Annotated in this window: 15 protein-coding genes; 5 read left to right on the top strand and 10 right to left on the bottom strand. The window is 42.9% G+C overall.

Going from position 1 to position 18,588, the window contains the following annotated elements; genetic code table 11:
- Nucleotides 1–20: 20 nt before the first annotated feature.
- Both VLA57_RS05640 and hflX read right to left on the bottom strand, forming a co-directional pair.
- On the bottom strand, nucleotides 21–449 hold the full coding sequence (locus VLA57_RS05640) for a hypothetical protein (RefSeq protein WP_041772203.1): 429 nt from the start codon (nucleotides 447–449) through the stop codon (nucleotides 21–23).
- Nucleotides 450–748: 299 nt separating this feature from the next.
- On the bottom strand, nucleotides 749–2,218 hold the full coding sequence (gene hflX, locus VLA57_RS05635; RefSeq protein ID WP_333954532.1) for a ribosome rescue GTPase HflX: 1,470 nt from the start codon (nucleotides 2,216–2,218) through the stop codon (nucleotides 749–751).
- Nucleotides 2,219–2,631: 413 nt separating this feature from the next.
- Between hflX and VLA57_RS05630 the strand changes: the two genes are divergently transcribed.
- Entirely contained in the window at nucleotides 2,632–3,432 is an 801-nt protein-coding gene (locus VLA57_RS05630; RefSeq protein WP_333954531.1) for a lysophospholipid acyltransferase family protein, read from the top strand.
- Nucleotides 3,433–3,587: 155 nt separating this feature from the next.
- On the opposite strand, the gene VLA57_RS05625 is transcribed toward VLA57_RS05630, so the two are convergent.
- Nucleotides 3,588–4,628 carry an aldo/keto reductase gene (locus tag VLA57_RS05625; RefSeq protein WP_333954530.1) on the bottom strand — a complete coding sequence of 347 codons (1,041 nt, stop codon included), beginning with the start codon at nucleotides 4,626–4,628 and terminating at the stop codon, nucleotides 3,588–3,590.
- Nucleotides 4,629–4,669: 41 nt separating this feature from the next.
- Complete coding sequence (locus tag VLA57_RS05620) at nucleotides 4,670–5,167, bottom strand: FKBP-type peptidyl-prolyl cis-trans isomerase (protein ID WP_133105490.1); 498 nt, start codon at nucleotides 5,165–5,167, stop codon at nucleotides 4,670–4,672.
- Nucleotides 5,168–5,323: 156 nt separating this feature from the next.
- On the opposite strand from VLA57_RS05620, the gene VLA57_RS05615 reads away from it, so the two are divergent.
- Nucleotides 5,324–5,983, top strand: a complete 660-nt coding sequence (locus VLA57_RS05615; RefSeq protein ID WP_227673128.1) for a DUF1294 domain-containing protein — start codon at nucleotides 5,324–5,326, stop codon at nucleotides 5,981–5,983.
- Nucleotides 5,984–6,078: 95 nt separating this feature from the next.
- Here the strand turns inward: VLA57_RS05615 and lspA are convergent, their stop codons facing one another.
- The 3 genes from lspA to VLA57_RS05600 form a co-directional block, all read right to left on the bottom strand.
- Complete coding sequence (gene lspA, locus VLA57_RS05610; protein ID WP_201530782.1) at nucleotides 6,079–6,717, bottom strand: signal peptidase II; 639 nt, start codon at nucleotides 6,715–6,717, stop codon at nucleotides 6,079–6,081.
- Nucleotides 6,710–9,553, bottom strand: coding sequence for an isoleucine--tRNA ligase (gene ileS, locus VLA57_RS05605; RefSeq protein WP_333954529.1), 2,844 nt, complete (start codon nucleotides 9,551–9,553; stop codon nucleotides 6,710–6,712). The genes lspA and ileS overlap by 8 nt, the downstream gene beginning before the upstream one ends.
- A gap of 652 nt (nucleotides 9,554–10,205) precedes the next feature.
- Nucleotides 10,206–10,922, bottom strand: coding sequence for a GntR family transcriptional regulator (locus tag VLA57_RS05600; RefSeq protein ID WP_149493177.1), 717 nt, complete (start codon nucleotides 10,920–10,922; stop codon nucleotides 10,206–10,208).
- Between the two features lie 153 nt (nucleotides 10,923–11,075).
- Here VLA57_RS05600 and VLA57_RS05595 point away from each other — a divergent pair, with 153 nt between their 5' ends.
- Together VLA57_RS05595 and VLA57_RS05590 are read left to right on the top strand one after the other, a co-directional pair.
- A complete protein-coding gene (locus VLA57_RS05595) occupies nucleotides 11,076–11,774 on the top strand; it encodes an aspartate/glutamate racemase family protein (RefSeq protein ID WP_041772206.1) in 699 nt (232 codons plus the stop codon).
- Nucleotides 11,775–11,842: 68 nt separating this feature from the next.
- The gene (locus VLA57_RS05590) at nucleotides 11,843–13,201 is read left to right on the top strand and encodes an NCS1 family transporter (RefSeq protein WP_011512773.1); all 1,359 of its coding nucleotides are present in this window, start codon (nucleotides 11,843–11,845) and stop codon (nucleotides 13,199–13,201) included.
- Nucleotides 13,202–13,296: 95 nt separating this feature from the next.
- Here the strand turns inward: VLA57_RS05590 and VLA57_RS05585 are convergent, their stop codons facing one another.
- Together VLA57_RS05585 and VLA57_RS05580 are read right to left on the bottom strand one after the other, a co-directional pair.
- A complete protein-coding gene (locus VLA57_RS05585) occupies nucleotides 13,297–13,848 on the bottom strand; it encodes a protein disulfide oxidoreductase (RefSeq protein ID WP_333954528.1) in 552 nt (183 codons plus the stop codon).
- 287 nt (nucleotides 13,849–14,135) lie between these two features.
- A complete protein-coding gene (locus VLA57_RS05580) occupies nucleotides 14,136–15,773 on the bottom strand; it encodes a carbon-nitrogen hydrolase family protein (protein WP_201530774.1) in 1,638 nt (545 codons plus the stop codon).
- A 533-nt stretch (nucleotides 15,774–16,306) separates the two neighbouring features.
- Here VLA57_RS05580 and VLA57_RS05575 point away from each other — a divergent pair.
- A complete protein-coding gene (locus VLA57_RS05575; protein ID WP_020442745.1) occupies nucleotides 16,307–16,939 on the top strand; it encodes a BLUF domain-containing protein in 633 nt (210 codons plus the stop codon).
- Nucleotides 16,940–17,086: 147 nt separating this feature from the next.
- On the opposite strand, the gene VLA57_RS05570 is transcribed toward VLA57_RS05575, so the two are convergent.
- Nucleotides 17,087–18,529 (bottom strand): FAD-binding oxidoreductase, encoded by a 1,443-nt coding sequence (locus tag VLA57_RS05570; protein ID WP_333954527.1) that lies wholly within the window; start codon nucleotides 18,527–18,529, stop codon nucleotides 17,087–17,089.
- Nucleotides 18,530–18,588: the final 59 nt, after the last annotated feature.

Genomic DNA, 18,588 nt, shown 5'->3' with positions numbered 1-18,588 from the left:
ATTCATACCGCTCAAGGCTGTCATTTTTGCTCATTAATAGTAGTGTTGCCGTTCATATCATTATTACGGTTCAGCCAACGATTGGATAACACGGCGAATCCCCAAATCGGTATCAGCGTACTAATCAGTATGGTAAGCATAAAGCCCCATAGCTCATCTCCTAAAGCAAATAACAGCAAGCCTGCACCGGCTGAAACTGGCAAAAAAGCAAAGCCACTATCCACAAGTAAAGTATTACTCGCTTGGGTAAGCCAGCCTGGAATACCTTTGATAAATCGCCAAATCATCAGAATAAAAAACATGGTCAGTAAGCCGACGATATTGGCCGCTTTTTCAATACCCGCCAACTGACAGACAAATACTGCCGACTCACGCACAGTAATGACAATGGTGAGCGTCAGTAGTAATGCCATCCATAAGGGCATTTTTGAAGAATGGGTAGACTTCATAAGCAAGTGGACCAAGTCAGGGATAGATAAAAGAGTAAAAAGATGAGTGAAAGGAGACTCACGAGTGCAGTATATAAAAGATTATATATAGAGTATCGCAACTAATAAAGCGTATCGGTCAATAGTGACCATATAGTCTGTAAGTAATAAAATCGATCCATCGATCCATCGATCCATCGATATATAGCTGTTGCTAATACGAGTTTCTCCTGTGCGCTATGTTGATTCAGCATTAAAAAGGACACTATTAATAAATAGCGTCCTTTTTAATTTTATTCAAAGTATTTTAAGTAAATGACTTATTTTTGCAAATCAGATGTTTGAGTATTTTCTATCAGCAAGTCTTCCGCTACTCTCTCAGCTTCAGCATTTAACGCCTCAAATTCAGCAAACGCTTTTTCTTCAGCATCCGTCATCGTTTGTTCTTCCACATCATCAGGCTGCTCAAACTCTTCAAGTATCGGCATCAGCAATGTTGCTTGCGCTAATGGCAACACATCTAAAGGTTCTAAGTTGGCTTGACCAAGTAACTGTCTCAGTCTATCGCTTGGCAAGCGAATCGTTAAGCACTCATGACCACTGTCATCATAGCTTTCTTCTTGAATAACACCGAGCTCATACAAAGCATTTTTTAACTGCCCTGCGCTATAAGGTAGTGTCAAATCAAAGGTGGTCAGTGTGCCCGTGAGTAACTGCTGCACGGCTAATGACAACTCTTCCATGCCTAAATTTTCTCTAGAAGAAACATAGACGCGGTTGGGTTGACCTTCGCTGGCATAACCGATACGTGCAGGCTCATCGGTCAAATCGATCTTGTTGTAGACATTGAGCACAGGCACATCGTTATCAATTTCAGCCAGTACGTCTTTCACCGCCTGAATTTGCTCATGCATGTCTTCGCTCGAAGAATCGATGACATGGAGCAATAGGTCTGCTTCAAGTGTCTCTTCTAAGGTCGCATGGAACGATTCGACCAACTCATGTGGTAAATGACGGACAAAACCGACCGTATCGACCAGTACCACGCGTCCAACACCTTGCCAATCTAAGCGGCGTAACGTCGGATCGAGCGTCGCAAACAGTTTGTCGGCCGCATAGATGTTTTCATCGACCAAGCGATTAAACAAGGTAGACTTACCAGCATTGGTATAACCCACAAGCGAAATAGTCGGCACATCTGATTTTTGACGGCGAGCTCGACCTTGCGCACGTGTCTGTCTGACTTTTTCGATTCTACTTTTGAGCTGCATGACTCGCACTTGCAGCAAGCGACGATCCGTCTCAAGCTGGGTTTCACCGGGTCCACGTAGACCAATACCCCCTTTTTGACGTTCCAAATGCGTCCAACCACGCACCAAACGTGTCGACAAATGGTTAAGCTGAGCCAGCTCTACTTGTAGCTTACCTTCGTAAGTACGTGCACGCTGCGCGAAAATGTCCAAAATCAGACCCGTGCGATCAAGTACGCGGCATTGTACCAAGGCTTCAATATTACGCTCTTGTGAAGGCGACAAACTATGGTTAAAAAGAACGATGTCCGCATCATGCTCGCGCACCAATTCTGCTATCTCTTCTGCTTTGCCGCTACCAACGAAATATCTGGCATCAGGACGGGCACGTGAGCCTGTGACGAGTGCCAAGCGGTCTGCGCCTGCTGAGTCTGCCAATAATTCAAATTCACCTAAATCATCAGGATCTTGAATTTGGCGGATGTCTAAATGTACGATGATGGCGCGCTCGCCACCGGTATGTCTTTCAAAATATTCCAAAGAGTATCACCTATCCATAAAGTAAATAAATCGCAACGCTGCTTATTCTAAATACCAGTTCTAAATATTTGGGTTTTATTCAATACATTGAATAAATTACCAAGCTTACTTAAATAGAATAACCATTATAGTTGCGTTCAGATAACCATTTATATGTGGTCTTATCAGTTGATATTAAAGCGTATTCACAAAATTAGCGATGATTTTATGTTACAGCGTTCATTAAGTAGGATTTTATCTTTGCAGCGCAATATTCTTTCTAAACTGAATCAGTTAGAGACATTAGCAGCAAATTACTCACAAAACCTATTCATAACTCAGTGAACAAGTCGTCACTGACTGCATAAACTTTGTTATACTCATTGCGTTTGTTTACCATATATAATCATAAGTTTTAATTACGAGGGACACAGATGAGCCAACCCAAGACAGGCTTTTCAATTAAACAGCAATTGGGGCGCGGCAAACAGATTGCTGGTATGACCACCACAATTGCTGGTGGGCTACGCGCTGCCCAACGTATCGGGGCATTTAAACAGCCACCACGCGAAACACTGCCGCGCTACATTCAAGCTTTTTGTCGCAAAATGGCAGGCTCTTTTGGCGTCAAGGTTATCGCCGTTGAGCGCGTAGAGCAACATCACGGGCTATGGGTTTCTAACCATGTATCGTGGATGGATATCCCTGTGGTCGGTACAGTGAGCCCTGCTTTTTTCTTATCCAAAGCCGAGATTGGTGAATGGCCTATCTTTGGTAAGCTGGCACACGCAGCAGGCACAGTATTTATCGAGCGTGGTTCCGGTGATGTGGGTTCAATTGCGTCGCAGATTGCTAACTTTTTAACCAAAGGCTTCTCGGTTATCTTTTTCCCTGAAGCGACCACCACAGATGGCAAAAAAATCAAACGTATTCATGGCACATTGCTACAAGCGGCGATAGATGCTGATGTACCTGTGCGCCCGCTAGTGATTGCGTATGTCAATAAAGACGGTACCTTAAGTGAAGAACTGCCTTATTACGGCAAGCTGACGATGAAAGACAGTTTGAAAAAGGTTTTAGATAGTAAAGATGTCACCGCTTACGTCTTACCACTAGAAGCGATCGATCCTAAAGGTTTGAGCAAAAGTCAGCTGACAGATTTATTACAATTACGTATGCAAGAAGGCTTAGCTGAATTACATTCACGTGTATTGACGAAAATAGCGAAAGTTTAATTCTATACGCTTTAAATTGGTTAGTTAAACGTGTATAAAAAAGGCGCAAATCTTAGTAGTTAATACTAACGACTTGCGCCTTTTTCTTTGCTATGCAAATACCTGAACTTCAGCTTTTTGAAAGCTGAACAATATCAATCTATGACCACGCAAAATTATGGTGACGGATTAGGATGTTGAGTATGTACCGCTTCGATAGCGTCTAGTACATCTGAGTCTAAGGTTAAGTTAATGCTATCAATATTAGATTTCAGCTGTTTGATAGTGGTAGCACCAATGATATTGCTGGTTACAAACGAGCGTGAGTTAACAAAGGCTAATGCCATCTGCGCCATATCTAAACCAGCATCTGCTGCGATTTTGGCATATTGGGCGGTGGCTGATAGTGCTTCTTCATTAGTGTAACGGGCAAAGCGATCATACATGGTCAAGCGCGCGCCAGTAGGACGTTTACCATCGAGGTACTTACCAGACAGCACACCAAAACCAAGCGGTGAATAAGCAAGTAGACCTACGTTTTCACGATGGGCAATCTCTGCCATCGCCACTTCATATAAGCGGTTAAGCAAACTATAAGGGTTTTGCACCGTAATAGGTGCGATCAAACCATTTTTATCTGCTTCCCATAAGTAGCGCATCAATCCCCAAGCAGTATCGTTTGATAATCCATAAGCACGGATACGGCCTTTTTTAATCTCATCATTTAACGCTTGGATGGTTTCTAAAAAAGGCGTCAAATCATCGAGCGGCTGTGCTGCCATTGCTTCGGTATAACCGAGCTGACTGAAATAATTCGTTTGACGTTCAGGCCAGTGTAGTTGGTAGATATCAATGTAATCGGTCTGCAAACGCTCAAGATTGCCATCAATAGCACTGCTGATATGCGCGGCATTAAAACGCGTTTGCCCGTCACGTAAAAAATCCATTGGCGATATTTTACTGGCAAGAACGACTTTATCGCGTTGTTTGGTCTTTTGGAACCATGTGCCCATAAAGCGCTCAGTATCGCCTTGCTTATCTTTATCCGGCGGTGAGGGATACATCTCAGCAGTATCCCAGAAATTTACGCCTTCGCTGAGTGCTAAGTCCATCTGCTCATGTGCATCGCTTTCGCTATTTTGCTGTCCCCACGTCATCGTTCCCAAGCAGATTTTGGAGACTTTTTCATTGAGTTGCGGCAGTGTTTGATATTGCATATGTTCTTCCTTTTTTATTTTATTCTAAAACAATTTTTATATTATATGAGCTTGATACCTGTGACACCCGGCGGCGTCACTTGAAAGATTTTAATTTTAAACTGCACGGATTGTCCAGCAAGCGGATGGTTAAAGTCTACTTCTACTTGGTCATCAGTGATGGCGCTAATCGTACCGGGTAGAGTGTTTTTGCCTTTGTCTTCAAATTCTACTAGCATGCCAATTTCAGGATTGTCAGCGATAAGCGCAAACTGAGTAGGGCTAAAGCGTTGGATGTTGTCAGGATTCCATTCACCAAATGCTTGCTCTGGCTCAAGATGAGCGGAACGCGTATCGCCTGCACGCAGATTCATCAGCACTTGCTCAAAGCCAGGTAGCAAGCTCTCATCACCTATAGTTAAAGTAACGGGTGTATCACGGCTAAAGGTTGAATCAATTACGGTGCCATTCTCGAGCGATACTTCAAAATGCAGCTTAACTAGGCTGCCAAAAGTAATACGTACATCTTCATTTGGTGTGATAAATTGTGAGTCGGTCATGGAAAATTTACCTATTACTGGAGTAGGAAGTTAGGTGGAATCAATATAAGAAATGATAAGTCATCTAGAAAAGGTTGTAAGCGCCAATAGTGTAACGTAAATAGTGTAATATATTTGGCGAATCTAAAAGTGAGCGCAACATTTATGGCAAAACTGATGGCAAATAAACAACAAGGTCGAGTCACAAAATGGCAAGACGATAAAGGCTTTGGCTTTATTGAAACCGAAGCAGGCGAGTCGGTATTTTTTCATGTCAGCGCGTTTAAAGCGCAGCGTCGTCCTGTTATCGGCGAAGAGGTTGTTTTTATCGTTGGATATGATAATCAAAGACGATTGCAAGCAAAAGAGGTGCAAGAGCTGAGCTTTGTACAACAAAAGATGGCGCAAAAAAATAAGCAAATTCGTCAGCGTAATCACAAACGTAACGCCCAAGCAGAGTTTGAAGCAGGACAAAAGAAACGCTTGTTTCTTGGTGTTGGATTTTATGGTGTATTGATATTACTGGCGGTCATGAATAAGCTTAGCTGGCTAGTCGTTGGGTGGTATGCTGTATTGGGTATGATAACCTATACCATGTATGCCAAAGACAAAGCGGCTGCTCAAAATAATGACTGGCGAACACCTGAGATGACATTACATATTTTAAGTGCGCTTGGTGGCTGGGTAGGGGCAATGGTCGCACAAACTTACTTGCGTCATAAGTCACAAAAGCCTGAATTTCGTATTGCGTATTATTTGACTGTCATCATTAACATGGCAGGGTTACTATTTATATTGGCGGATGGCGGTTTGGATTTTCTGGAAGAATTGTTATAGGTTTTAGATAGTGAAAATAAAAGCCAAAGAAAAGGTGGATTTACGAAAATGCAATCCACCTTTTCTATTAATAAAGTGATATGCCTTGAGACGCGTTAAACGTCACGCTTTTTTTCCAAAAACAGCATATCGATGACAATCAATAATACACCGATAGAAATGCCAATATCAGCAATATTAAAAATGGGATAATGCCAAACATCAGCATAATGCACATGTATAAAATCAATGACGTGACCATGTAATAAGCGATCGATCAAATTGCCCACGGCACCGCCTAACACCAATGCCAAACCTAGTGATAACAGCTTAGCTTGACGGGGCGCTTTAGCTAGATAGCCTATCAAGAATAGTGACATCAATAGCGCCAACCCTGCAAAAAACCACTTTTGCCAACCGCCAGCATCTGCCAAAAAGCTAAAAGCCGCGCCGTAGTTGTAAGCAAGCGTCCAGTTTAGAAACGGCTCAATCACAGGTACAGGTTCAAGAAAGGTCAGATTGGTTTCAGCCAACCATTTTGTCCACTGATCAAAAATAACCACGACCAGTGACAACAGATACCAGTTAAGTGCAAGGCGACCATTAGCAATCATCTTTGGCGTCTTATTCGAGCGACTTTTAGGCGTCGATGAGCTACCCGTAGTTGCATGAGCCGGTTTAGGTGAGTTGTCGACTTCGATAGACGGCTGTTTATCATCCGGTAAGTTCGTGGGATTAGGCGTTAAATTAGGCATAGTGGCGCACCTCGCCATCACCGCTGACGTTGGTTGCGCAGCGCGCACATAATTCTGGGTGTGCGCTATCTGTACCAATGTCGTCCCGGATATGCCAACAGCGCACGCACTTGGTGCCGGTTGCAGCATTTACTTCGACGACTAAGTCTGCCGCTGAACTATTACTGTCCGCTTGTTCATCTGTGCTTGCTACATTAGCAGGGGCAGAACTCAAAAGTTTTAAAGTTGCGCTACTGGTAATGAGTACAAAACGCAGCTCTTCACCAAGCTTATCTAGGCTTTCATGCATAGCGCCATCAGCATATAGATTAACGTCAGCGGATAAGTTGGCATTGATGATTTTTTCGCCACGTGCAGTTTCGATATGTTTATTAACCATGTCTTTTGCGAGCATGATACGTTGCCAGTCATCGTTACTGATGGCGCTCAGCTCAAACTCTGGGAAAGTATACCATTCCTCAGTAAACACATAGCTATCAGCACCATGTAATACTTCCCATGCTTCTTGGGCCGTGAATGATAAAATCGGCGTAATCCAGCGAATAAGTGCATGAGCAATATGATAAATAGCCGTTTGCGCAGAGCGGCGTGGCTGACCGTCAGTCTGGGTGGTGTATTGACGGTCTTTGATAATATCTAAATAGAAGCTACCCAAGTCTTGCGAGCAGAAGGCGGTGATATGTTGCGTGACTTGGTGAAAGTCCATCGCATAATAAGCACTGATGATTTGTGCTTGTACCGTTTGCGCACGCTCAATGATAAATTTATCAAGGCTAACCAGCTCATTAATATCAACGCTATTGGTAGCAGGATCAAAATCATCGGTATTGGCAAGCAAGAAGCGTAGGGTATTACGAATGCGGCGATACATATCGATTGCACCCTTAAAGACAGTTTTACCCGCGCTCATCTCATAACGATAGTCGCTCGATGCAATCCATAAACGCAACATATCCGCGCCTGTTTTATTGATCTCTTCTTGCGGCGTGATGATATTACCTAGTGATTTACTCATCTTACGACCGTTTTCATCAACTACAAAACCATGGGTCAGGACTTGCTTAAACGGTGGGCGCTCGTACATGGCTTCTGAGGTCAGCAATGACGTCTGGAACCAGCCACGATGTTGGTCAGAGCCTTCTAAGTACATATCAGCAGGATTGGTTAACTCGTCGCGCTGATCAAGTACGGCAAAATGCGTGGTTCCAGAGTCAAACCAAACGTCTAAGGTATCAGTCGCTTTATCATAATCAGCGGCTTCCGCGCCCAAGAAATCCTCACAGCTAGCATCAAACCATGCTTCTACACCGCCTTCATTGATTTTCTGTGCAGCAACTTCCATCAGCTCAAGCGTATTTGGGTGTAGTTCACCAGTTTCTTTATGGGTAAAGAAAGTAATCGGTACGCCCCACGTACGCTGGCGAGAGATACACCAGTCAGGGCGACCTGTCATCATCGATTCAATGCGATTTTGACCCCACGCTGGTGTCCATTGAACCGCTGGAATATCAGCAAGCGCGCGCTCACGCAAACCTTGTGTTTCCATGCTGATAAACCACTGCGGCGTAGCACGGAAAATAATAGGCGATTTATGACGCCAGCAATGCGGATAGCTATGCTCAATTTTGGTATGGCTAACTAAATGACCGTTTTCGTGTAGGGCAGCGATGATTTGTGGATTGGCTTTATAGATGTGCTCACCGGCAAATACTGCCGCGCTGTCTAAATAAACGCCCGTACCGCTGACTGGGTTTTCAATCGGTAAGTCATACTTTACCCCAACGATATAATCGTCAAGACCATGACCCGGTGCAGTATGTACTAAGCCAGTACCGCTATCAGTCGTCACGTGATCGCCTAAGATTAATGGCACTTGGCGCGCTTCAATCAGCGGATGCTGAGCATGTAGACCTTCAAGCTCGCGACCTGATACGGTAGCTAGGACGCCTTTATTCTCAAGTTTAAATTCACTTAACGCCGACTCAACCAAATCAGTCGCCAGTAGCAAGTAGCCGTTTTCAGTAGCGACCACACTATAGTCATGCTCAGGATGCACTGCAATAGCTTGGTTGGCAGGCAATGTCCAAGGCGTCGTCGTCCAGATAACGGCAGCGATATTGCCGTCTATTTCAGCCAATGCCGCAACTTTGTCACTGTCTACAATATCAAAGCTGACATAAATGGCGTCTGAAACTTTATCTTGATATTCAACTTCAGCTTCAGCCAGTGCAGAGCTACAGTCCAAGCACCAGTTGACCGGCTTCATACCGCGAGTCACATGACCATTGTCATAAATTTTGGCAAGGGCGCGCACGATATTCGCTTCTTGATGGAAGTTCATCGTTAAATAAGGATTATCCCAATCACCAAACACACCCAGACGTTTAAAATCCGCCTTTTGCAGTTCAATTTGAGTACTGGCGTATTCACGACAGAGACCACGGAATTCGGTGGCAGAAACCTTTTGACCCACTTTACCGTGTTTAGCTTCGACTTTTTGCTCGATAGGCAGACCGTGACAGTCCCAGCCGGGTACATAAGGTGCATCAAAACCAGATAGAGTTTTTGACTTCACGATAATGTCTTTAAGTACTTTATTGACTGCATGACCCAAGTGAATCTGACCGTTGGCATAAGGAGGACCATCATGCAAAATGTATTTGGTTGCCCCAGCACGTGCTTGACGAATTTTACCGTAAACGTCGTCTGCTTCCCAAGCTGCTAGCCAATCTGGCTCACGTTTGGCAAGATTTGCACGCATCGCAAATGGCGTGTCAGCAAGATTTAGGGTGTCTTTATAGTCTTGGCTTGGCATATCAGTACTTTTATCAGTCATAGAAGGCGTCTTTTAGAATGGTGATGAAAATGTAAATTGAGTTAAAAGTGCGTGTAAAGCTGGCTACAAAAGCTAAAGTAATAATTTGATTGAGAATAGATAACACTCGCTATTATATGACAAAAAGAGTGGGGTAAGAAGAGCTGCCGAGTATCGTTTCTATGTCCGCCAAAACCGCCACAAAATTCATTTAACAAGCGATTGCTGCTTTTTATATCTGCTAGGATAATAAAGGTGATAATAAATTGAGCAATCAATATCCATGCTGTCTTTATGTACAAGACTGCATCATATCACTATCGTCAGATAATCCCTACTCTCAGTAGTTGATGGTCGTTGTTGATTTAACTGTTTTTATTCATCGATTTTAATCTGCATCACATATCATATCCGCTTCAATTCTATTTAAAGAAATGAAACATACACTTACTAATATGGTTTATTAAGATGTAAATACCACGCAAGCTTATATGACGTATAAAGCCGTAGCAGAAGCGCTAGATTATCAGTATAGAAAAATGGATGCTTTAGTTGGCTAGTTTTTATCGCAGCTGATTGTTTTAAATAAAAAACCTGCCAGTCAAATGATTGGCAGGTTTTTTAATGTAAATGGCTTTAAAGGGTGCTAAAAGTGCATTTCTATTACCAATACTCAAGCAGGCACGATAGTCAGCTGCTCGGCTAAGCTAAAGAAAGGTTTTGCTGCGCATTTAAAGTCTAGGCTAGATTCTAAGTGATTCAAGTGTTGATTAATCAGCAATAACAGACCTTCTTCATCCCTGTTTTCAATGGCATTTACCATGCCAAGATGTTCGTCTTCAGCGCAGTTAGATGAGCCAACTTTATTATATAGCCCAATGATTAGCGTGGTACGTAATGTAAGTTCACTCAAAAACCGCTCTAAAACTGTATTGCCTGAAATCATTGCCAACTGCATATGGAAAGTGCGAGATAGGCGTAGCTCCGCAGGCTTATCACCTTGCGCCCGCGCATCAGCTTCGGCAGCTATCGTAGCACGCATGTCAGCAATGTCTTGCAGCCTGGCATTTTTGATTACTTTACGGGCAAGCGTACGCTCAATCGTGCGCCGTGCTTCAAACACATCACCTGCTTCTTTCGGTGACGGAGTTGAAACAAAAGCGCCTCGGTTGGGCTGTAATTGCACCACATGCATCGTTGCAAGGGTAGAGAGTGCTCGCCTCACATTGGCTCTGTTGCAGTTAAACAAGTCACTCAGCATCTGCTCGCCAAGCTTTGTTCCAGCGGGCAAGCGTTGCTCTGACACCGCAGCGGTGATGGAGTTAATAATAGTTTGCTCGGGTATTTCATCGAGCACAGGAACTGTTTGTTTGGTTTTCTCTATTTTCATAGACGCAATTATAGTGTGCGACTGTTATCGCTACAACAAATATTAAAAAAATAGATTGTTTTGTTAACAATAATAGTTAACAATGATTGTTAACAAATATAACATGCTGCTGATCTGTGAATAATGACGATAAACTATGAATAGCGAGGCTCTATGAAAATTCTAGTGATGAACCCAAACTCGACCACTTCTATGACCGATAAAATCGTTGAAAGCGCGCGTCAAAAAGCCAGTGCAGGTACGACCATTATTGGCGCTTCTGGAACGGATTCGCCTGCATCTATTCAAGGACATCATGATGAAGCGCTCTCTGTCCCTGGTTTGATTAAACGCTTACAACAAGCGGAACAAGAAGGAATTGATGGTGTGGTCGTCGCCTGCTTTGATGACCCAGGTATTGGTGCTTGCCGCGAAGTGTTTTCAGGTCCGGTTATTGGAATTTGTGAAGCGGCGGTCAAAGCCGCTAGTATGATTTCAACCTCTTTTAGTGTGGTCACCACCTTGCCACGTTCTGTAGCCGTGATTGAAGATTTGATTCATGGTTATGGTTTATCTCATCGTTGCAGAAAAGTACGCTCTGCTGCCATACCCGTGCTTGCTCTTGAGGAAGCTGGCTCTGGCGCCCGTGAAAAAGTTCGTGATGAAATTTTACGTGCAGTGCGTGAAGACAACTGCGAAGCGGTGGTTTTGGGCTGTGCTGGGATGGCAGACCTAACAGAATGGCTGACTGCAGAAACGGGTGTGCCTGTGATTGATGGTGTGACTGTGGCTACTCGTATGATTGAGGCACTGGTTGGCTGTGGTCTAAAAACCAGTAAAATTGGCGCCTATGCAGTACCTATCCAACATTAAATAAATAGAGATGGACGAAACAGCTATTAACCAATAAATATTCAACATTCTCAAGGAAGGAGAAGGTGATGGACAATATTCAAGGAGCCGTTGCTACGGCAGGCGTAAAAACAATAGAGCATAAAGGGGTTGGTGAAGAGAGCCTAGCGCCGCAAACCACACGAATTATGGGCTCTTGGTCTTATTTATTTACTTGGTTAGGTGGGTGTGTCTCTATTGGTACCTTCACCGTTGGGTCAGGTTTGGTTGGTACTCTTAACTTATTACAAGTAGTGCTAGCAATCGCCATTGGTTGTACGGTTATTGGTGCAGCGCTCATGATTAACGGTCGCGCAGGTCATAAATATGGCATCCCATTTATGGTGCAAAGTCGTTCATCTTTTGGTTTCACTGGTAGTCGCATACCAGCACTGGTGCGCTCTGTACCTGCGATTGTCTGGTTTGGCTTTCAGAGCTGGATTGGTGCCGGTGCCTTGAACTTAGTATCTGATGCTTTGTTTGGCTACAGCAATATAGTCGTTTTCTTTGTTGGTTTTCAGTTTTTACAAATTGGTCTGTCCGTTTTGGGTTTTCATGGTATCAAGTGGCTCGAAAACATTGGCTCAATTTTTATTATTGGTTCACTGATTTACATGTTTATTAGTGTGATTAATAAATATGGTGATGTGATTTCAACCAATCTTATCAATACAGAAGGGACTTGGGGAGCGCCATTTTGGGGCGCAACCATGCTGTTTTTAGGCGTTTACAGTACGATGATGCTTAACGTCTCTGACTATTCGCGTGAACTAAAAGAAGATGTTGGTCTTTTTCGTCAAGTAGCCATCTATGCCAACTCTATCCTACCTGCAACATTGTTTATGGGTCTAATTGGTGTAATGGTGACCAGTGCGACTGGTGAAGTTGATCCTATCAAGGTTTTTTCTAGCGCCGTTGATAACAAGCCTTTATTAATCATTACGATGCTTTTCATTGCTTTTGCGCAGGTCACTACCAATATCTTAAACAACGTCGTACCACCGGCCTATGCATTAATGGATATCTTCAAAATTAAGTATAAAACTGCTGCAGTTATTGTTGGGTTGCTTGCCTTTGGGACATTCCCTTGGGAGCTAGTAAAAGATGAATCTGCTGCGGGATTAAACTTATTTATTCAAACTTACTCAGCGTTTTTGGGTCCTATATTTGCCATCTTAGTCGTTGACTACTATTTCTTACGTAAGCAAAAGCTGGATCTTGACAAGCTATATGATGAAAATGGTCCCTATAAGGGCGTCAACATGGCAGCTGTTATCGCTATGGTAGTGGGGATTGTAGTCGCTCTATTATTCTCAAGTATCTCTTGGTATGCAAGCTTAATTCCAGCAGGCGCTATCTATTGGATCTTGATGTTAAAGATGCCGGCTGCACAGCGTTTTATGTCCTAATTTATTCAAATGTATAGACAAAACCCCTATAGCAGTGAGCTCTGCTATAGGGGTTTTTGCGTGAGGTGCTAGACTAAGACTATTTAATTTCAGCCCTAAAAAACTGACGACAGCCACAGTCTTAGTTTTAATGACCATAATGGTTGAATACCTGTAAGCCCTTGGCTCATCTCGCCATTTTTTAATATGACATAAGAGGGCGTGACTTGCCCTTGCCAATCATCAAAGATAGCGCCTTCTTTATCGTTTACAGTATTAAAACTATAGTTGTTTTGCTTAAGGTAGCTGTGTAACTCTTGGTCAGAGCCGGACTTTATAGCAACAGTAACGACTGGATAGCTATTTTCTGCAGCCAACGCATTAATATTCGGTGAGGTCACGCTACATATCGGACACCACGTACCCCAAAAATAGACCAGCATGGGTTTGTCTGCACTCATTGCTGCCAAATCAATACTCTGCCCTTGATAATCCATTAATTGCAACTGTGGATCGGCTGGCATGACCGGCTGTCGCCACCAGTTAACAGCAGTATAAATAATGGCAAATACCAAGCCGTAGAGCAGCACAGTTTTAATAAGTGACAGTGCTTTTTGCTTGGGTGTCTTTTTAGATCTCTCAGTCGTCTTGTCGCTATCAGTCGTCATAGTGGCTGCTTTTTTGCTCGGTGGCTTTTATAAGTACAGTGAATTCAGTATTAAAGCGATACAGTAGGACTGGGATGAATTTTACGCAGCCTCTGTCGGCGTAAGCACAGCATGCCAGAAAAATTTATACCAGTACTGTGTTGGAACACAACGTATCTGTTTTATTTTGAATTGACTGTAGTTTTTAATAGATAAAAATATACGGCTGAATAGTCAGCCGTATGATTAAAATATTAAGAGTCTCATTAATTAAGTATGCTATTAATTAACGGTTGGATAGTCCTCACTTAAGGCTTTTGTGCACGGTTTTGTAATGGATCGCCTAAAAGCACGCTACCAGAGTTTTCTCGAAGCTCATCATCGCTCAATTTACTGGCTGATATTTTAGATTTTCTCTTCCATTTCAAGCTATACAAATCGTCACGGCGATCAAGTAGATTGTGTACCGAACCTTCATTACGGACATGAATAAGCTTGTCTAAATTCACATCTGAAAAAAATACCATCTCAGTATTCGCCGTCGTTTCAGCCATAATCGCATCATGCGGGAAAGCAAAATCTGATGGCGAGAAGATAGATGACTGCGCGTATTGAATATCGAGACTTTCAACTTGTGGTAAGTTACCAACTGAGCCACAAATCATCACATAGCATTCGTTTTCAATCGCACGTGCTTGGGCACAGTGACGTACGCGTAGATAGCCGTTTTGGGTATCGGTCCAAAATGGTACAAACAAAATATCCATGTCATCAAGTGCCATTAGGCGGGCAAGTTCAGGGAATTCAACGTCATAACAGACTAAAATACCGATACGACCGGCATCAGTATCAAACACCTTAACTTCATCACCGCCTTCAATTACCCACGCGCTACGCTCATGCGGAGTAATATGGATTTTGCGTTGCTCTTCTACCGTACCGTCGCGGCGACACAGATAGCTGACATTGAATAAGGTATCTTCTTCGTCCAAGTACGGCATAGAGCCAGTAATAACGTTGACGTTATAGCTGACAGCCAGATGCGATATCTCATTTTTAAACCATTCGGTATAGCCTGCCAAAAATCGAATCGCAACGTTTTGATCGGTCGATTCACACAATCCCATCAATGGCGCGTTAAAAAATTCCGGTAAGCAGGCAAAGTCAGAGTTGTAATCAGCCATAATATCAACAAAGAATTCAACCTGTTGCAGTAGTTCCTCTGGCGATTCAACTTCACGCATCTGCCACTGAATACCGCCAATACGCACTTCAGATTTGCGAGTATTTGGCTTGTAGTCTTTTGGCTCATAATAAATATTTGCCCACTCAAGTAAGGTCGCAAAACCTTTAGACTGTTTGTCATCTGGCAAATAAGCGGTCAAAATACGCTTGACGATAAAACCATTCGATAATTGGAATGAAAGCGCAGAATCATGAATTTCACGTGAGGCAACCGCATCGATATAGTCACCGGGCGTTAAATCTTGATGGTTGTGGTAGTTTGGAATACGACCACCAGCTAAAATAGCTCGAAAGTTCAACTGACGACAAAGCTCTTTACGGGCATCATACAGCCTGCGACCCAAGCGATAACCACGATATTCAGGGTCAATGAGAGCGTCTAAACCATAGATAGCATCGCCTTCAGGGTTGTCTCTGATAATCTCTTTATGACCAATCAAATCATCATAGGTATGTGGATTAGAGAACTTTGCATAATCAACACGCATAGATAATACGATACCAATCAGCTCGTCATGATCAAATAAAGCAATCTGCCCTTCTGGGAAAGCGTCAATCAAAGTATGAATTGTATTCTTTGACCATGCGCCGCCTAAATTAACATAGACTCGATCCATTAACGCTTTTAGTTGCGGGTAGTCTTTTTTCTTAATCTCAGCAATCGTTAAATGAAAGTCTTCTGGTTTTTCAATCTTACTCATAAAATTCCTGTCTGTTGTTTCTGTATGCGGGTGTTGATAAGTGATATTGATAAATGAAGGTAAGACACATCTTGTGATTAATTTTTATATAAGTGGGATAAATAACGGCAAATTTAAGTCTCAACTTAAGGACAAGGTTTCGGCATAACAATGTTGAGAAAAATATACCAATAGGCTGTGAGAATCGTTACAATCATTTATCTGTGTATTTACAATAAGTTATAAGGATCGTTTCTCATATGATCTATTTTAATGAGGCATTTTTATAAGTTTGCAAGTGGCTCTATCGCACTTCAAGGGTGCTTTGACTGCCTTTTAACGTACATTGACTGCTGATTATAGTTTTATTGAAGTAAATGTCGACTGGTATGATATCAAGCTCGTCAGCTAATGACAGTCAAACGTCGTAAAGATTTGCTAGGTTTTTGTGAGTCTTTCTGCCTCGTCGAGACATCATTTGATAAATTTATACTTAATTTTATTTGGTTGTTTTTCCTTGCTCATATTTAATATTAACCCGTTAGGAATTTTTAATGACGCCTGAAATTCATACTGCTGCTTTTAGAACATTAGACGACATTGAAGATACTGCACTGGTGCAATTGGTGTACGTCAGTAGCATGACGCTTAGTTCGCGTTTTAGTACGACGATATTCGAAGAAGTAGAAAGTCATGCGCGTAATTATAATCAGCAGCAGGGTATTACAGGCACGTTATGCTATGGCAATGGGCATTTTTTGCAGTGCATTGAGGGTGAAAAGGCCAGAGTACTGACGCTAATTCAGCGTATATATGTCGATACACGTCATAAAAACATTCAAGTGCTATTAGTGCAAGTCATCAAGCAGCGCAGTTTTTCTGATTGGCGTATGCGCTTACTGTTTTTGGAACGTTGGTTATGGTCACCTGCGACCAAAAAACAAGCGGCACAGCTATCACCGTTTTTGCCATTTTCGCCCCACGATTGGAGACCTGATCATACCGAATTATTCTTACAAGTGATCAAAAATTTTGATACGCCGCCTCATATCAATGCAGCGGGCATCACTTACAATGCGCTAGGTAATATGGTGCGCCATGTCGCTGCGCCGCATCAGGCTTTTTTAGTTGTTCAGGGTTTTTTGAGTGTGCTGCTCGTCGCAGGTTTAGCGCTGCTGTATGTATAGTTTATGCCACTTTAGAAAGATATAGGCGATTCACTTAAGTATATCGTCCTAGTGTTATTTGAGCATAAAAAAAGACGCTAATCTTATCGATTGAGCGTCTTTCTATATATCTTTAATAATTAAAGATATATCAGGAGTAAAAACGCCTTACATATCGAAAATCTTACCACGGTTCATAATATTATTGGGATCAAAGACTTTTTTGACCTCTTTTAAATACTCAATCTCAGTTTCGCTGCGGCTATAATGTAGATACGGCTTTTTAGTCATACCAACGCCATGCTCAGCAGAGACTGAACCACCATATTTCTGTACCGTCTCAAACACGTACTTGTTAACAACCTGACACTCGCTAAAGAAATCGTCTTTACTCATATTTTCAGGCTTTAAGATATTAAGATGCAAGTTGCCATCACCGATATGACCGAACCAACAGACTTCAAAGTCAGGGTAGTTACTACTGACGATATGATCAATCTCAGAGATAAACTCAGGGACATGACTGATAAGTACCGAGACATCGTTCTTATAAGGGGTAAATACTGAGATAGTCTCAGAGATATATTCGCGTAGTTTCCATAGCTCTTCCGCTTGCGCCAGACTTTGACTCATCACACCATCGACGACCCAGCCTTGCTCCATGCACTCCTCAAATATCGCCATGGCTTTATCCATGATAGGCTCATAAGGCGCTTCAAACTCTAGCAAGGTATAAAACTTGGTACGTGATTCAAATGGCTCTTGTACTTGACCGTGTGCCATTAGTTTATCAATCGCCACATCATCAAAGAACTCAAACGCGGTCAAATCGATCTTTGCTTGAAAAGCAGACAGCACGTTCATGACATCATTAAAGCTGTCCATGCCTAAGACCATGACGTTTAAGTCTTGCGGCTGACGCTCAAGTTTGATTTGTGCATGGGTGACAAAGCCAAGTGTACCTTCACTACCGATAAACAATTGGCGTAAGTCATAACCGGTGGCGTTTTTTACCATACCGCGATTGAGCTGCAAGATATCGCCTTTACCAGTCACCACGGTCAGCCCCATGATCCATTGACGGGTCATACCATAGCGTATCACTTTAATACCGCCGGCATTGGTACCGATATTACCGCCGATTTGACTAGAGCCTGCTGAAGCAAAGTCGACAGGGTAGTAGAGGTCTTTTGATTCGGCAAACTGCTGCAATTGCTGAGTGACCACACCAGCTTCAATCTCAACCATACGATCGGCGGGATAGAATTGTCCGATATGGTTCATCTTATCCATACTGACCACAATCTCACCATTGGCGGCAACCGCACCAGCAGACAGTCCTGTACGACCGCCACTTGGGGTCAATACCACATCATGCTCATTAGCAAGTAATACAATTGCTTGTACTTGCTCGGTGGTCTTTGGAAAGACAATGGCGGCAGCAGCAGGAGCAAAGTGCTTAGTCCAGTCTTTGCCCCAATGTTCCAAGCTTTCGCTATCGGTTTTGATTTGGCTGGCGTCAAACTGATGGGCGTCAATCAGCGAATTTAATAGGGTCTGGACAGCCGCGGTATAGGTTTCAGATAGGGCTTGGCTAGATAAAGAAGTCATGGTCAAATCTCGGTATCAACGTGAGTGCTATGCATAGAGGGGATTATTATGGGAATTAT

The sequence above is a fragment of the Psychrobacter sp. S4(2024) genome (genome assembly GCF_036861305.1).
Classification (GTDB): domain Bacteria; phylum Pseudomonadota; class Gammaproteobacteria; order Pseudomonadales; family Moraxellaceae; genus Psychrobacter; species Psychrobacter cryohalolentis.
This window is presented reverse-complemented; position numbering and strand designations above follow the sequence as displayed.

Excerpts from the sequence above, each read along its gene's own strand:
- VLA57_RS05640 (WP_041772203.1), bottom strand. The coding sequence starts at position 449 with ATGAAGTCTACCCATTCTTCAAAAATGCCCTTATGGATGGCATTACTA.
- VLA57_RS05630 (WP_333954531.1), top strand. The coding sequence starts at position 2,632 with ATGAGCCAACCCAAGACAGGCTTTTCAATTAAACAGCAATTGGGGCGC.
- VLA57_RS05625 (WP_333954530.1), bottom strand. The coding sequence starts at position 4,628 with ATGCAATATCAAACACTGCCGCAACTCAATGAAAAAGTCTCCAAAATC.
- VLA57_RS05620 (WP_133105490.1), bottom strand. The coding sequence starts at position 5,167 with ATGACCGACTCACAATTTATCACACCAAATGAAGATGTACGTATTACT.
- VLA57_RS05615 (WP_227673128.1), top strand. The coding sequence starts at position 5,324 with ATGGCAAATAAACAACAAGGTCGAGTCACAAAATGGCAAGACGATAAA.
- lspA (WP_201530782.1), bottom strand. The coding sequence starts at position 6,717 with ATGCCTAATTTAACGCCTAATCCCACGAACTTACCGGATGATAAACAG.
- ileS (WP_333954529.1), bottom strand. The coding sequence starts at position 9,553 with ATGACTGATAAAAGTACTGATATGCCAAGCCAAGACTATAAAGACACC.
- VLA57_RS05600 (WP_149493177.1), bottom strand. The coding sequence starts at position 10,922 with ATGAAAATAGAGAAAACCAAACAAACAGTTCCTGTGCTCGATGAAATA.
- VLA57_RS05595 (WP_041772206.1), top strand. The coding sequence starts at position 11,076 with ATGAAAATTCTAGTGATGAACCCAAACTCGACCACTTCTATGACCGAT.
- VLA57_RS05590 (WP_011512773.1), top strand. The coding sequence starts at position 11,843 with ATGGACAATATTCAAGGAGCCGTTGCTACGGCAGGCGTAAAAACAATA.
- VLA57_RS05585 (WP_333954528.1), bottom strand. The coding sequence starts at position 13,848 with ATGACGACTGATAGCGACAAGACGACTGAGAGATCTAAAAAGACACCC.
- VLA57_RS05580 (WP_201530774.1), bottom strand. The coding sequence starts at position 15,773 with ATGAGTAAGATTGAAAAACCAGAAGACTTTCATTTAACGATTGCTGAG.
- VLA57_RS05575 (WP_020442745.1), top strand. The coding sequence starts at position 16,307 with ATGACGCCTGAAATTCATACTGCTGCTTTTAGAACATTAGACGACATT.
- VLA57_RS05570 (WP_333954527.1), bottom strand. The coding sequence starts at position 18,529 with ATGACTTCTTTATCTAGCCAAGCCCTATCTGAAACCTATACCGCGGCT.